We start from the raw sequence: 12,982 nt of genomic DNA, 5'->3' as shown, positions 1-12,982 counted from the left end.
ACGAATTGAGGCATGTCGATGCCCCGCCGGATTGGAACGGACGCCGACCGCACCGCCTCAAGATTTGTCGTAGGGCCAAGGCTTCGGACTGCAGACGCGGCTCGGCGAAACGCCAGTCTGTAGTACTCCGCATCCAGTCGGGCCGAAGTTGTGTCTACGGCTGCGACTCGGTTCGTCTCCATCACTCCCCCCGCACATATGCGCCGACAATGGCGGCGAGGTCATTGGGAACGCCTGCGCTGTAATCTTCGACGTTGTTCTTCACGATGTAGCCGAGCGTCTCAGCGACAGCCATGAACACGTCGGTCTGCGCCTCGTCCAGGAACTGCTCCGGGTCGTCCTTCCGCGCTTGGCGCTTCTGTAAGTAAAGCACGCTGGTCTTGGCGCCCGTGCCCGAAAGCTTAAACGCGTCGGCGGGCAGGCTGATGACGCCCTTCACTATGGCCTTGCCGCCGTGGAATTCACCCGTGGCATCGTCCTTCGCACCCATGATGTATTCACGGACGTAGCGGTCGCCCGAGTTACATAGCACGCCGTCAGGCAGGACGATGAGGAGCCGGCCACCCGGCTTGAGTAGCTGCAGGCACCGGTCAATGAACAGAACCGCGGGATCTGTGTTCGTCGACGCCTCCTTCCACACACCTTTGCTGTTTGGTGAGCCCCCCATGGCGAGACCGGTAATCGTCGGCGAGTAGTCGTACCCGCCGCCGCGGCCGTTGCGCGGCATGAGATCGGAGCGGAAGGTATCGAGGATCTTCTCCATCGCCTCCTCGTGCGCCTTTTTCGCCTCCTCCTGTCCCTTGTTGAACTTGGGCGTACCGAACGGCGGATTGGTGCAGATGAGATCGAAGGTGCCGGGCTGGAGCTGCGGGCTGATGAGCGAATTCTGCGTGTAGAAGATCCGGGCCTTCGGCGCACCGAGGAGCGCCATATTCACGCGCGCCAGCATCACCATCTGAGGAGAGGCATCAGCGCCGACGAAGCTATGCTCGCACATTTCCTCGAAAAGCTTCCTCCTCGCCTCATCGGTCGCCGTGGCCTTACCACCGATCTCATCGAGCGTGCGACGCAAATGGCTGAGCGCCACCGAAAGGAAGCCGCCGCTGCCGCAGGCGGGATCGCAAAAGCGGAACGCGGGCCGCCCCTTGCCATCGCGCGCCACGAGGCGTGCAGCGTCCTCGGTGCTCTCCTTGATATCGTGGAAGGCGAGGGACAGCATCGCCTGTTTCACCGGGGCCGGCGTGAGGTAGATGCCAAGCCCCCCCTTGGACTCGAAGTTGGCGCGCAGAAAGACGTCGAAGGCGCGACCTAGCACATCGGCAGCGATGTCGGCGAGCGTGCCCTGCCTCTTCACGACCTCGCCTCGGTTGTCGGTGACAGGCCCAAGATCCTGGATGAGCGAGAGGACCGCTTCGTAGTTGCCCGGTTGCGCCAGCCGCAGGTGCGCGTTTTTGTCGAAGATGGGATGCTTCTCGCCCGCGTCATCAGTCACGACGTAGTCGGGATGCAGCTTGAAGTGCTCAAAGGCCGACTGGATCTCGGCTACCGCAGAAGCTCCGTTTGTCTTCACGTGCCCGGCAGAAAAGACGTCCTTCAGGTTCAACTTCTTATCGTTGTGGTCGAAGTTCAGTGCGCCGTCGGTATGGTGCAGGCGGAACGACTCAAGGAAGAGAAGCTTCGCCACCTCTTCGATGATGTCGTTCTTGCCGTTCACCCGATCCTTGTGCGTCTGGTAGATGCGCTCGTGCAGGGCGTTGAAACCCTTCATGAGGCGCTCGTACATACGCATCGACCAGCGGTAGGTCGGATCGGCCTTGATGCGCTTGTACTCATTAATCTCGCGAAGGCTCGGTAGCCTATCGATCTGGTGCGGCGCACCGGGTGCGAGGTCGAAAATCGCCTCGAGCGTGCCCTCGGCGTCCTTCACGACGGCGAACTGCGGGTAGTGATCCTGCGCGGTGTCGGGCGGCGGCAAGGTCCACGACAACATCTGCACTTCGTCAGCGTTGCTGCGACTCCAAGCCCCAACGGGTAGCACGAGGGCCAGCACACGCGGCGTCGCCACGCCTTCGTGGCGCCCCCACACCACGGCGGCCGACATGCCCGCCTCGCTAGCCTTGAGCTCGAACTTCTGGTCAAAGCCAGCGCTCGCGAGCGAACGGACGAGCGAGTTGAGGACGCTGCTCTCTTCGGAGCTGACAGTCGTCGCCTCCGGCGCTGCGGTGGTGGTCGGGGCCTTCTTCGGACGGGCCATTTGTGTTCTCCTGTGCCTACTGAGTGATGCGAATGAGTTTCGGGCCGAAGATTTCGAGCCCAGCCGTATGACGAACGACAGCCAAGATCTGCTCGTCGGTCGTCACGAAGTGATTAGGAAGGCGGGCGCGCAAGTGCGCCACCGGAACCGGCTTGCCGGCAAACGACTGCACCGCCTCGACGATGGCAGCCTGCAGGTCGTCCGCGGTGTCACCAGCGCCGACGTGGAAGCACCCACTTTCGTCGCGCTCTACTCCCGGTGCGCAGAGAAGGAAAAGCTGCAGTTGATCGCGGCTCCACGTGCTACCAGAGAGCCGTGTGCGCTCGTGCGCATCGTCGAGGCTCAAAGTCCTCTGCCTCAGCGTGTTCAGAAGTTCTTCGGCATGTCGGGGCGTCACTGGATAACCTCCTTGCCGAGCGGGTGAGACGAGGTGAACGGCTTGTGGGCCGCATCGAATACCGCTGATAATTCGCCCACGAGCGCAGCCCACCGGCGGTCGATTGACCTACGCGCAGCGTGATGCTGTTCGACAGCGCGTTGCCAGCGGTCGCGCACATCGCGCGGCGGCGTCGGCACCTGCAGCGACCGCAGCGCGTCGGGCGGAACGAACTGCTGTACGGCCCCCACTGTGAGGCGTGCGGCTTGCGAACGAAGCGACCCCGTCGAGAGCAGCAACGCCCATGCAGCCGGCGTCTCGTGGAACCGCAGCCGCACCCAGCCATCGACGGGGTGCGTGTCCGGCGGGACGTGTTCGTCGACGAAGGCCGTCCGAAAGCTGTTGCCGAGGGTGGACAGCAGTACCTCGCCGTGCAAGAGTGGCTTCGCCAGCGTGCGGTTGGGAATGAGATCACAACTCGGAGCACCGTCGACGAGAAGGTCATCGGCGACGTCACCCAGTCGAAGTGCTCGGGCTCCCTCGTGCGTTTGGCTAAGGCGAGCGCGGTCCTCGAACGTGGCGAGGTCGGCAAGCTTCACCCAGCCAACCTCGGCTTCGAGAGTCGACAGCTCAGCACGAAGCGCAACGGCAGCCGGCAACCAGCTCTCGTTCGACATCGCTTCGCGCTCGAAGAACACCCCAGCGGACAGGTCGTGCTCCTGATGCGGCGCGGCACTCGCTTCCGCGTCGGCCTCATCGCGGACGCGGTGAAGAGACTCAATCGCCAACGTGGATTCGTCGATGAGATCGCGGAGGCGCGCGGCAAGCCCCTCCATCTCCGACGGCACCGGCGGCACCCGCAGGGAAGCGAGCGTGCCAATTCCGACCCGCCTTAACACGCCGGACTCGGTCAACAGGAGCTGCTCGTAGCCAGCCTCGTTCAGACACAGCGCCACCCACGCGGCCGCAGCCTTCGAGAGCCCGCGCACGATGAGGGAGTTGCCGTCAACCGGGTGCCGCCTCGCGTTCAGTGAGACGTACGCGGCGCGGACGGGAGCGAGCTTGTTCAGGACGATGTCGTCGGGCTGAACGCACCACCTGCCGCTGATCTGCGGCGCCCCCCAGTGCTGCTCTCTAAGCACCAAGTGCAGGCGGCCTATGTTGGCCTGACGGTAGACAGGCGTCGTCGCCGCTCTAGGGTCGTAGGCAAGAGCACCTTGAGTCTCGCTCACCCGCCAGCCCTCGAGGACTTGCCCTCCTAAGTCGCTGATTGACTGACCGGTGGCGCCAGCTCGGAGGGCCGCCGCCGCCGGACCGACGAAATACGTCGGCGACCATCCGGGGGCTGCGCCAAGGAAGCCGGGAGGGACGAAGGTTGTTGATATGCGGGAAATCACAATAAAAAAATCAAGCGATTTGTTTGTACGTGCAACCTCACATTGACGAGAATATAAAACGAAAGACGTCTCGTCAACCACTTTGTGATGTCACACGTATAAATCATGATATCGCAACTGATACCGCACCTGGGAGCGCATCTAGCAATCGCTTGCCAGTCAGTAGGGCCAGTTCGCTTTCCGCCTAATCCCCTGTGTTTCTCACGCAATGCACGATTGCCACCATGGCGCATCGAGTCTGGCTGTACCTCGCTACCGATTACGAGTGTCGAGGCGTTCAACTATCGTGTTCACGCGGCTCCGCTCAGTCACCACTACGATACGGGTCTGATCCGGCAGGGGATGGATCGACAGCAGGCGCAGGCCCGCCGTAATCGACAGGTCGTTCTGCCGCTTGTCGTCGTCGGAAACTGTGCCCCAGTCACCTGCGATGTGACGGAGCATGACGCTGATGATGGGAACGCCGTTTTCGCGCAGTGCCGCAAGGGCGGAAGGCGTAGTGATGAGCAGCCTGCCAGGATGAAACAACGGCTTGAGGCGTGGGGAGTGCCTCACGTCCACTCCCAAAAAAACCGGGCGAGCAGGTTCCCCCAGAATTGGCCGGATGCGTGTTATGAAATGAAGAGAAGCTGGCGCAAGACGCCGGACAGGGAAAGAAGGGTTGGCGGACTTACAAGTGATCGCTGTCCGATCTCGGCGCTACGCCCGCGCCAAATTGGGCAAGCACCATATCCGAGTGCGCGCGCAATGCCGATAGAATCTCTGCGGCACCCGGCATGGATGCCATGCGTGCGTACCAGCTCGCGTCTGCGGTTTTGCTCGCAGGCAAGTGCGCCGGCAACGCTGATTGCAATGACATCCGACGATCCCATTCATGCTCGCCAACGTCGAGCGCGAGGTCCTTGGCGGTCGCGATGTCCAGCTGCTCTAAAGCAAGACGGTGGCATTCGTCGCGCGCAGAATGTGATGCGACTGGAATTCCCGTCGGAAGAGATCGCCCCGAGCGAACAGGGCGCGATCCGCGAGCATCGTGAGGCGCTCGCTGCGGATTCAAAAATCCAAGCGATTGATTTTAAAGGTTATCGTAGTCCGATAACTCTGAAGAGACCGAACATGTGAAGGTGACGGCATAAAAACAAAATCCTTCGACGGGAACCGAAGGCGGATTGGGTGGTGGATGATGCTATGAAAGAGCTCGAGCAGCTCCATGAGTTTCAGCCCCGGCGCCGGTACATGTCACCTGCTTCGTCGACTCCTTGCCCGTGTCGATCTGGACAAGGGTGGCGGGCGTGAACATCGTACGGGCGTCTGTCTGATTCACCCGTTGCGTAAGCCGCGCGCCCACAAGCAGAACTGCGCAACGATCATCGCACAAAGCGCACGCCACGCACCATACCCTGCTCGAGCCGTTGAATTTGTCGTAGCAACTGTTGCTTCGTTCCCTCAAGCGCGCCTGATTCGATCGAGCCGAGCAACGCCATGCGCACGAATGCATCCTCCCTTATGTGGCGGAGCACAGCCGCACAGGGCGCGGATAGCGCTGACATGAGGAATCAATCAATGACCACGGTGATCGAGCATGCAGGCCCGCCGGGCCCTACCGCTGCGCGAGGCGTTCCCGTGGGATGAGCAGCACCGGTAATCACCATAGCTGCAGTCGGAGAGATCTGCGAGGATCGCGTGATTGAAGAGCAGGTGAACGATACAGGCGTCGCGTCCGCTCTCCATCAGGGCGTAGTCGGTTCCATGGTTCAGCGCCGCATACTCCAATCCGCATTCCAATGTTTGATTACGCTAGATGCCAAGCGACAGGCTTTTCTCCTTACCGCCGAATCGGTACTTAAGCCGCCACAACCTGCCACCCCGCGGTGTGACGAGCAGGCACAGTCCACCGCTATCGAAGAGCTTCCTCGGTTTTTCGACGGGGCCGGTGCTCCTGATGGATGCTTCGGTTAGCGGCATACGGGAACCGGGCTGGGGAATACTGCTTTTGCAAGATGACCCGCTGCCCCCAAAGTCTTCCCCGCTTGGGGGCAGCTGTCAACAGATACTCTCAGACATCGCCAGAAACAAAAAACCCGCGGAGCCTTTCAGCTACGCGGGTTTCATGACTTTCTCGTACAACTTCAGACATGTTCTTGGTGGAGCGGAGGAGGATCGAACTCCCGACCTTCGCATTGCGAACGCGACGCTCTCCCAGCTGAGCTACCGCCCCAACGAACTACCGATTCTACCCACACAAAATCAGTTTTGCCAAGCGTCAAATTTGACCCCACGCAAACCTACTTCGAAGGCGCCCCAGCGAGCACCCAGCCCACGACGGACTGAATATCTCCAGCGCTCATCCCAGGATGAGAGGGCATAGGAATAGCCCCCCAAACCCCAGCCCCACCGTCCCGCACCTTCTTCTCCAGCTTGGCCTGCGCGGCGGCATCGCCCTTGTACTTCGCAGCGACATCCTTGAACGAGGGTCCAACAAGCTTGCGATCCACCGCATGGCACCCCATGCAAGCATTAGCCTGAGCCACCTTCAACCCATCCGCGACAGCAGCAAAAGCCGGCGAAGCGACTCCAAAACCCGCCCCAGCAACCACCACCGCCGCAACAAAACCACCAACAAAACCTCGCATCACATAGCCCCCGCATTCCCCGGCCGCGTAGCCGAAGAATTCGTCACTGGCGCGGGCGCCTGGTGCTCAATAGGCTGCGAGGTCACCCCCGAATCCGGCACCGCTCCCACCGTCGGCGCATCGGCGGCAGGCGCCGCCGCCGGCGCACTGGCCGCAGCCGCCGTCGCCACCGCCTGTTGCGGATCGATGTACTGATAGCACTTCACCACCTGCGTCACGCCCATCACTCCGGCGGTCGCGTTGGCAGCGATGTTGCCTTCGTCGGGCGTCACAAGCCCCATCAGATAAACCGTGCCGCGCTCGCTCACCACCTTGAAATTGTTCGCGGAGATGTCCTTATAGGCAATCAGCTCCGCCTTCACGCGTCCTTCGAGGTACGAGTCGTTCGCGCGCGAGGAAAACGAGCTAGCCGGCTGCACCGCCAGTTCGTTCACGATCGAACCAACATTCGTCACGGCTCGCACAATGCTCTCGGCCTTCTGCTTCGAGGCGTCGTCAGGCACTTCGCCCGTGAGCAGCACGCGCTGGTTGAACACCGCCACGTTCACGTGCGCCGTATCGGGCAGTTGTTTGCCGAGATCGGCCAGCGCCTTCACCTGGATCTCGCGGTCCTCGGTTTGCGAGCCTACCGTGCGGCGGTCGGTTGCCACCAGCGCCGTGCCGCCCGCCGCGCCCGCCAGCGCCAGGAAGCAGCCCTGCAGGCTTGCGCAGAGCGAGGCTGCGAAGCCGATCGTGAGCGTGGTCCGTGCCAGCGCGCGCGTCATGCCGTATCTGCTCATCAACTTCCCCTCTCTTCGTCTTACGGTGTCAGTCTTCGCCCAGCAGCATCGCGTCGATGCCATCGCACAGGCAGTGGAGTGTTAACTGATGCACTTCCTGAATACGCGCCGTCCGATCGCTCGGCACGCACAGCTGAATGTCGGTATCGGCGAGCACGCTGTTCACGTCGCCGCCGCCCTTGCCGGTCAGCGCGATCACGACCATCTCGCGTTCGTGCGCTTCCTGAATGGCGGCCAGCACGTTCACCGAGTTTCCAGAGGTCGTGATGGCGAGCAGCACGTCGCCCGGCTGGCCGAGCGCGCGCACCTGCTTCGCGAATACCTGCTCGTACGCGTAGTCGTTGGCAACGGCGGTGAGCACCGAGGCGTCGGTGGTCAGCGCGAGCGCTGGCAGGCCCGGGCGTTCGCGCTCGAACCGGCCGATCAGTTCGGCGGCGAGTTGCTGGGCGTTGGCAGCGGAGCCGCCATTGCCGCATGCAAGGATCTTGTTGCTGTTCGCCAGCGCGGCGAACATCGTATCGACCGCGGCGGCAATTGGGACCGCCAGGGTTTCCATGGCCGCGAGCGTAATGGCTGCGCTATCGCGGAAGTGCTGTTGAATGCGTTCGACGGACATCGACTCTCTAATCTGTACTGCGGGTATCGCAAAATTTCCGCGTATTGCGGCGTGCCGCAAGTTTAGCGCACTCGAGGGCGTTCATTTTCACCCTTGTTTTTATTGCCTCAGTTTTAGCTGTCGTGGGCTTCTGCATGAAACGCGTCGCGCAGCCACACGAGCCGGCCGCTCTCGAACGCGATCACGTCGAAGCGGCACGCGGGCGCCGTCAGCACTTCACCACTTGCATCGGCGGGTTGCCACGTCGCTAGAAAGTAGCGCGCCGCGCGCAGAACGCGCTGCTGTTTGCGCCACCCCACGCTTGCCGCCGCGCCGCCGAATTCCGGCCGCGCGCGTGCGCGGACTTCCACGAACACCAGCGTGCCGTCTCGCTCGCGCATCACGAGATCGAGTTCGCCACCTCGACAATTCACGTTGCGCGCGACAAGCTCCAACCCTTCGCGCCGCAAAAACGCTAGCGCATGCGCTTCGAAACGCGCACCTGTCGCGCGGCGTTTGGCATTCGACTGCGCTCGCGCACTAAAGTTGTCTGCGCGTACGCGTTCGTTCGCGCCGCTTCGCTCGGGTGCGTTCGCGCCCGCGTGGCACAATGTCGGCCTCTTTTCCTGCATTCGCGCGTTCCGTGTCATGACGTCCCTCTCGTCCCCCTTCGAACTCGCACAGGCCCAGCAGTATCCGGCCGCCACGCTGTACGTCGTGGCAACGCCCATTGGCAATGTCGCCGACATCACCTTGCGCGCGCTGCACGTGCTCGGTCTCGTCGATCGCATCGCCGCCGAGGACACGCGCAACACCGGCCAGCTTCTCGCGCGCTACGGCATTTCGAAGCCGCTCGTCGCCGTGCACGAGCACAACGAGCGCGAAGCGGCGCAACGCGTGATCGAGTTTCTGCGCGCGGGCGAGCGCGTGGCCTGTGTTTCCGACGCGGGCACGCCCGGCATTTCCGATCCGGGTGCCAAGCTCGTGGACGCCGTGCGCGCCGCCGGCCTGAACGTCGTGCCGCTGCCCGGCGCAAGCGCGCTCGCAACGGCGCTTTCTGCGGCCGGCGACTGGGTGTCGACGTTCACGTTCCTCGGTTTTCTGCCGCCCAAGCCCAAGCAACGCGCAGCCGCTTTGCAGCCGCTCGCCGCGCATACGCACGCGATGGTGTTTTACGAAGCCCCGCATCGCATCGTCGAAACCGTGCAGTCGCTCGCCGATGCGTTCGGCCCCGCGCGCCGCATCCTCATCGCCCGCGAATTGACGAAGCTACACGAGTCGCTCTGGAGCGGCACCCTGGCCGAAGCGCCAACGTGGCTGGCAGCGGATGCAAACCGCCAGCGCGGCGAGTTCGTGTTGGCAGTGGAAGGCGCGAGCGAGCAGGCGCAAGGCGAAGCCGATCACGACGCGCTCTTGCGTGTGCTGCTTCAGGAAGTGCCGGTGAAGGGCGCGGCGAAGATCGCGGCGGCGCTCACGGGCGCGTCGCGTAACGCGCTCTACGCGCGTGCGCTCGAATTGAAGGGTGAAGGCGAGGAAGACGCGGACGACTGAGCCGCCAGCCGATAACAACCAAAAACACGAGCCAGAAAAACCGAAGGGCCGCCTGCGTCAATCAGGCGGCCCTTCGTATATACATCCAACGCTACAAGGCGGTTCAGTCTCAGGCGCGTCGCGGGCACTCAGCGCCACGCCCAAACGAACGCGCTTAGTTGTCGATACTCGAGTTCGCGGCAACCATCTCCGCTTGCGCGGCCTTCGCTTCCTGGCGCGTGAGGCCTTCGATGTCCACCTTCGCCGTACCCGCGTGCTGCACGCCAAGGAGCTTGGCAGCGGCATACGAGAGGTCGAGCACGCGGCCACGAGCGTACGGGCCACGGTCGTTGATCTTCACCACCACCCACTTCGACGTGCCGGGCACGCTCACGCGCACGTATGAGCCGAGCGGCAGCGTGCGGTGCGCAGCGGTGAGCGCCTTCATGTTGAAGCGCTCGCCGCTTGCGGTGCGGCGGCCGTGGAACGCGCGGCCATACCACGAGGCGCGGCCGGTCTGGTGGAACGAGTGAACGTCCGGGCTGTTCTCGTCGATCGCATCGGCGTTCGCGAGCGAGTTGTCCTTGGCGGTGCCCGATGCGGGCAGCGCGGCGAGCGCGGAGCCGTAGCCCTGCGGCGCGGTGAAGGCGGCGTCCTTCGTGCGAAGAGCGTCGCTGGATGCCTGGTCCTGCTGGGCAGGCGGCATGGCACAACCGGCCAGAATGGACACGGCTGCGAGACTCCCGAGTCTTCGTCGAGTCAGTCTAAGGTTCATAACATTGCCATCACGTGTTCGAAGCCTGTCCCGCGCCATGTGTGCGCGTTGTCGGAAAGGCTTCGGCGGTCGCGGGCAAAGCTACGCCATCGCTCGCCTGGAATGAAAAAGGCGAACGCGTGCCAATGCCCGGATGCAGCCCTATTTAGCCGCTAACCGCTAGTTATCTTTCACGTCTGGCGCAACCTGTCCCCGGCAGCCTGACCAGACCCCACATGCCGCCATCGAACGATGAAACTCGTTCAGGCGCGCCGGAAACTCTCGGCGCACAGGAACGGCGGCGTAGGCCCCACCCAGCGTCACGGCATGTAGGCCGTTGCAGGCGCGTGGCACCTGGCTGGGCAAGACGTGCGGCGTCGAACGGATTCGACACCTGATTTGCTATCTTGTTGTAAGGCAGCCTTCTTCGGCCCGTCTTCAACGACAGCACTGCTTGACGGCGGTGTACGCGACCTCTTTTTTTGCGAAGGTCACACCGCCCTTTGAAAGCACGAATTCCGTGCGTGATGGATCGCATTATACCCAAAAGTTATTCCTGTCACGCCGATGCCCCACAAAACTCCATGATTTTTCACTATTGATGTAACAAAGCCGTTTGTCTTGCGCCGCCGCATCCCTTGTCTGACAAGGGATTCAGGCCACCGCGAGCAGCGTCGGCGGCGCTTCCTGCACCCCGGTACAATCGATCCTTTGGCTGTGGCCACCGGCGCGCACCGTCGCTTTCGAAGCGCCGCGGCTTGCGCTCCGCAAGACCTAAGCCGCACAAAACCGCCCACGAACCCCGCATGAAAATCACGCTGATTCCCGTCACGCCGTTCCAGCAAAACTGCTCGCTGCTCGTCGACGAAACGACGAACCGTGCCGCCGTCGTCGATCCGGGCGGCGATCTCGAGCGCATCGAGGCCGAGATCGAGCGCCAGGGCGTGCAGCTGGAAAAGGTGCTGCTCACGCATGGCCATCTCGACCATTGCGCCGGCGCGAAGGCGCTCGCTGCAAAGTTCGGCGTGCCGATCGAAGGACCGCAGGAAGACGAGCGCTTCTGGATCGATCAGTTGCCGCAGCAGAGCGTGCGCTTCGGCTTCGGTCACGCCGAGGCGTTCGAGCCCACGCGCTGGCTTCATGACGGCGACACGGTGCGTTTTGGCGACGAAGAACTCGAGGTCTATCACTGCCCCGGGCACACGCCGGGTCATGTGATCTTCTTTAGCCGCAAGCACCGGGTCGCCACGGTGGGCGACGTGCTGTTCGCGGGTTCGATCGGCCGCACGGACTTTCCGCGCGGCAATCATGCCGACCTGATTCGTTCGATCCGTGAAAAGCTCTGGCCACTCGGCGACGACGTCACGTTCGTGCCGGGCCACGGCCCGGTTTCGACATTCGGCGAGGAGCGCCGCTCCAACCCCTACGTCGCAGATGGCGTACCTGGATGAGAGTGAAAAGTACGATGAATCAAGCTGCCATTGAGGAGATTTACGTCAGCACCGACGTCGAGGCCGATGGTCCCATTCCCGGCCCGCACTCGATGCTGAGTTTCGCTTCGGCGGCGTACACCGCCGACAAGCGTTTGATCGCCACGTTCTCGGCCAATCTCGAGATGCTCGAAGGCGCCGCGCCGCACCCGGTGCAAGCCGCCTGGTGGGAGACGCAGCCCGAGGCGTGGGCCGCTTGCCGCAAGGATCTGCAAGATCCGGCGGCGGCGCTCGTCGCCTATGTGGAATGGGTGGAGGCGCTGCCCGGCAAGCCCGTGTTCGTGGCCATGCCGGCGGGCTTCGATTTCACCTTCATGTTCTGGTACATGATGCGCTTCGCCGGGCGCTGCCCGTTCTCGTGGTCGGCGCTCGACATCAAGACACTTGCCTTCGCGATGACGGGCCTGCCGTACCGCAAGTGCATCAAGCCGCGCTTTCCGAAGCACTGGTTCGACGACCATCCGCACACGCACGTCGCGCTCGACGACGCGATCGAGCAAGGCGCCCTCTTCTGCAACATGCTGGCCGACCTGCGCGCGCAGCAAGCCGCGCTCGCCGCTGATGGGGACGACTCAGGGCAAAACGCCGCGAGCGCTCCGGCAAATTAGGTAATCTCCCTCATCATTTGCGCTTCGCATTGCGTTCTGTTCTCCTGGCCTCTAACATTCAGGAATACAGCGACGCAATGGAGGCGCAGTTGACACTCGATACGTTCTCTCAGAAGATCCTGCGCCTGCTGCAGCTCGACGCGCGCCGCTCGGTGCAGGAAATCTCCGACCAGGTGGGGCTATCCAGCACGCCGTGCTGGCGCCGAATCAAGGACATGGAACAGTCGGGCGTGATCCAGCGCTACACGGCGCTGCTCGATCGCGAGAAGCTCGGCCTGCACGTCTGCGCGCTCGCGCATATCCATCTCACGCGACACACCGAAGGCGGCGTCGAAGCGTTCGAGCGCGAGATCGCCACCTGCCCCGAAGTCACCGAGTGCTACAGCACCACGGGCGAATCGGACTACATCCTCAAGATCGTTGCGCCCGACATCAAGGCCTATGACGCCTTCCTGCACGAGCGCATCTTCCGCATTCCCGCCGTGGCGCAGGTGCGCACGAGCGTCGTGCTGCGGGAAATCAAGTTCGACACGCAATTGCCGCTTTGAAGCCGCGAAGGCGCGGCGGCG

Annotated in this window: 13 protein-coding genes, 1 tRNA gene and 1 pseudogene; 4 read left to right on the top strand and 11 right to left on the bottom strand. The window is 62.9% G+C overall.

What is annotated here, in order from left to right; genetic code table 11:
- Positions 1-181: 181 nt before the first annotated feature.
- The 10 genes and pseudogenes from U5A65_RS16290 to U5A65_RS16245 all read right to left on the bottom strand — a co-directional run bounded on the left by U5A65_RS16290 (position 182) and on the right by U5A65_RS16245 (position 8,642).
- A complete protein-coding gene (locus U5A65_RS16290; RefSeq protein WP_321946809.1) occupies positions 182-2,254 on the bottom strand; it encodes a class I SAM-dependent DNA methyltransferase in 2,073 nt (690 codons plus the stop codon).
- A gap of 16 nt (positions 2,255-2,270) precedes the next feature.
- Positions 2,271-2,600, bottom strand: coding sequence for a hypothetical protein (locus U5A65_RS16285; RefSeq protein WP_321946808.1), 330 nt, complete (start codon positions 2,598-2,600; stop codon positions 2,271-2,273).
- Positions 2,601-2,647: 47 nt separating this feature from the next.
- Positions 2,648-3,862 carry a hypothetical protein gene (locus U5A65_RS16280; RefSeq protein ID WP_321946807.1) on the bottom strand — a complete coding sequence of 405 codons (1,215 nt, stop codon included), beginning with the start codon at positions 3,860-3,862 and terminating at the stop codon, positions 2,648-2,650.
- A gap of 417 nt (positions 3,863-4,279) precedes the next feature.
- A complete protein-coding gene (locus U5A65_RS16275; RefSeq protein ID WP_321946806.1) occupies positions 4,280-4,582 on the bottom strand; it encodes a hypothetical protein in 303 nt (100 codons plus the stop codon).
- A gap of 1,242 nt (positions 4,583-5,824) precedes the next feature.
- A pseudogene (locus tag U5A65_RS16270) lies at positions 5,825-5,989 on the bottom strand (Arm DNA-binding domain-containing protein); the annotation flags it as partial.
- A 177-nt stretch (positions 5,990-6,166) separates the two neighbouring features.
- Positions 6,167-6,242 (bottom strand) — tRNA-Ala (locus U5A65_RS16265).
- 67 nt (positions 6,243-6,309) lie between these two features.
- A complete protein-coding gene (locus tag U5A65_RS16260; protein WP_321946805.1) occupies positions 6,310-6,657 on the bottom strand; it encodes a c-type cytochrome in 348 nt (115 codons plus the stop codon).
- The gene (locus tag U5A65_RS16255) at positions 6,657-7,436 is read right to left on the bottom strand and encodes a BON domain-containing protein (RefSeq protein WP_321907435.1); all 780 of its coding nucleotides are present in this window, start codon (positions 7,434-7,436) and stop codon (positions 6,657-6,659) included. Before U5A65_RS16255 ends, U5A65_RS16260 begins: the two co-directional genes overlap by 1 nt.
- A 28-nt stretch (positions 7,437-7,464) precedes the next feature.
- Positions 7,465-8,052 (bottom strand): phosphoheptose isomerase, encoded by a 588-nt coding sequence (locus tag U5A65_RS16250; protein ID WP_233878971.1) that lies wholly within the window; start codon positions 8,050-8,052, stop codon positions 7,465-7,467.
- Between the two features lie 113 nt (positions 8,053-8,165).
- Positions 8,166-8,642 (bottom strand): YraN family protein, encoded by a 477-nt coding sequence (locus U5A65_RS16245; RefSeq protein ID WP_415765065.1) that lies wholly within the window; start codon positions 8,640-8,642, stop codon positions 8,166-8,168.
- Between the two features lie 37 nt (positions 8,643-8,679).
- Here U5A65_RS16245 and rsmI point away from each other — a divergent pair, with 37 nt between their 5' ends.
- Complete coding sequence (rsmI, locus tag U5A65_RS16240) at positions 8,680-9,582, top strand: 16S rRNA (cytidine(1402)-2'-O)-methyltransferase (RefSeq protein WP_321946804.1); 903 nt, start codon at positions 8,680-8,682, stop codon at positions 9,580-9,582.
- Between the two features lie 154 nt (positions 9,583-9,736).
- Here the strand turns inward: rsmI and U5A65_RS16235 are convergent, their stop codons facing one another.
- Entirely contained in the window at positions 9,737-10,336 is a 600-nt protein-coding gene (locus U5A65_RS16235; RefSeq protein WP_321934425.1) for a septal ring lytic transglycosylase RlpA family protein, read from the bottom strand.
- Between the two features lie 785 nt (positions 10,337-11,121).
- On the opposite strand from U5A65_RS16235, the gene U5A65_RS16230 reads away from it, so the two are divergent.
- The 3 genes from U5A65_RS16230 (at position 11,122) to U5A65_RS16220 (ending at position 12,961) form a co-directional block, all read left to right on the top strand.
- The gene (locus tag U5A65_RS16230; RefSeq protein WP_158756708.1) at positions 11,122-11,766 is read left to right on the top strand and encodes an MBL fold metallo-hydrolase; all 645 of its coding nucleotides are present in this window, start codon (positions 11,122-11,124) and stop codon (positions 11,764-11,766) included.
- Positions 11,767-11,780: 14 nt separating this feature from the next.
- Positions 11,781-12,413 (top strand): exonuclease, encoded by a 633-nt coding sequence (locus U5A65_RS16225; RefSeq protein WP_321907423.1) that lies wholly within the window; start codon positions 11,781-11,783, stop codon positions 12,411-12,413.
- A 77-nt stretch (positions 12,414-12,490) separates the two neighbouring features.
- The gene (locus tag U5A65_RS16220; RefSeq protein ID WP_174479506.1) at positions 12,491-12,961 is read left to right on the top strand and encodes an Lrp/AsnC family transcriptional regulator; all 471 of its coding nucleotides are present in this window, start codon (positions 12,491-12,493) and stop codon (positions 12,959-12,961) included.
- Positions 12,962-12,982 lie beyond the last annotated feature (21 nt).

This window comes from Paraburkholderia sp. J10-1, from assembly GCF_905220165.1.
In the GTDB taxonomy this organism is placed as follows: domain Bacteria; phylum Pseudomonadota; class Gammaproteobacteria; order Burkholderiales; family Burkholderiaceae; genus Paraburkholderia.
Note: the sequence above shows the minus strand (reverse complement) of the source record. Positions and strands in the feature narration are given on the sequence as shown.

Excerpts from the sequence above, each read along its gene's own strand:
- U5A65_RS16290 (WP_321946809.1), bottom strand. The coding sequence starts at position 2,254 with ATGGCCCGTCCGAAGAAGGCCCCGACCACCACCGCAGCGCCGGAGGCG.
- U5A65_RS16260 (WP_321946805.1), bottom strand. The coding sequence starts at position 6,657 with ATGCGAGGTTTTGTTGGTGGTTTTGTTGCGGCGGTGGTGGTTGCTGGG.
- U5A65_RS16255 (WP_321907435.1), bottom strand. The coding sequence starts at position 7,436 with ATGAGCAGATACGGCATGACGCGCGCGCTGGCACGGACCACGCTCACG.
- U5A65_RS16250 (WP_233878971.1), bottom strand. The coding sequence starts at position 8,052 with ATGTCCGTCGAACGCATTCAACAGCACTTCCGCGATAGCGCAGCCATT.
- rsmI (WP_321946804.1), top strand. The coding sequence starts at position 8,680 with ATGACGTCCCTCTCGTCCCCCTTCGAACTCGCACAGGCCCAGCAGTAT.
- U5A65_RS16235 (WP_321934425.1), bottom strand. The coding sequence starts at position 10,336 with ATGAACCTTAGACTGACTCGACGAAGACTCGGGAGTCTCGCAGCCGTG.
- U5A65_RS16230 (WP_158756708.1), top strand. The coding sequence starts at position 11,122 with ATGAAAATCACGCTGATTCCCGTCACGCCGTTCCAGCAAAACTGCTCG.
- U5A65_RS16225 (WP_321907423.1), top strand. The coding sequence starts at position 11,781 with ATGAATCAAGCTGCCATTGAGGAGATTTACGTCAGCACCGACGTCGAG.
- U5A65_RS16220 (WP_174479506.1), top strand. The coding sequence starts at position 12,491 with ATGGAGGCGCAGTTGACACTCGATACGTTCTCTCAGAAGATCCTGCGC.